The sequence below is a fragment of the Idiomarina sp. UBA4206 genome (assembly GCF_002383015.1).
Lineage (GTDB): Bacteria > Pseudomonadota > Gammaproteobacteria > Enterobacterales > Alteromonadaceae > Idiomarina > Idiomarina abyssalis.
Genome location: NZ_DFTS01000072.1, coordinates 61,602 through 62,378 on the forward strand (window position 1 = coordinate 61,602; position 777 = coordinate 62,378).

General features: G+C 47.4%; 1 protein-coding gene. It reads right to left on the minus strand.

Features of this window, described 5'->3' with window-relative positions; translation table 11 throughout:
- Nucleotides 1-148: 148 nt before the first annotated feature.
- A partial coding sequence (locus tag B3180_RS14370) for a PilZ domain-containing protein (protein ID WP_286845186.1) occupies nt 149-777 on the minus strand: 629 nt, incomplete at its 5' end.

The following is a 777-nucleotide window of genomic DNA, read 5'->3' on the forward strand; positions in this document are numbered from 1 at the left end:
GCAATGGCCAGTGCAGGGGCACTGCCGTGCAGTTCCTGCCAGGTGAGATCTTTATTCGCTGCCGGTGGGAAAGGGGGTCTTAATACAGATGCCTTAGTCATGACTACTCAACTGGTTTGGAAAAACGTCGGTATTATACCGAAATCAATCAGGATTTGGATGACAAGGAGTCGCTTTCTTTTTGTTCCCTGCGCTGTTTTGAACGTTCTTTAAGCTGGCGGCTTTGGGCATGAAGGCTGGCACGAATCAAGAGTTCCTGATCTTCCTCCCGAATTTTAGCAAAGCTAAGAGTGCACAGGTAAGTATCACCATTTTCTTCAGGCTCTGACTTTTCAGCTCTCAGGTAGCAGTAAATTGCCAGAGCTTCTTCTTTGAAGAACAATTTGGCCTGGAACGTCTGGTCTTCTGTTAATGGCGAGTCATTGACAATACGAATGCCGCCGCCGCCATATTCAACACCCTCAAACCGGTACTCGGGGTCATCCTCATTACGGAGCATATAACCGAGCAATATGTTCATACGTTTGTGCTGCTGCTCCAGAAAAGCCACCAGAGCGCTGCCTGACGACTGTTCAACTTTAATGCTTTGCAGTTGTTGCTGATCACTTTCAGCCATACTGGATGCAATAGTAAACAGTTCCGGGATCTCGGCAATAAACGCGTCTTCGTCCGGTATATTGTCAGCCGAATCTAGCGCAATTAAATTGACCGGGAAGTGATCTCTTACCGTGAAGAAATCTCCTATTGGCGATGTCATTGATGTCTGCGATTGCGTCA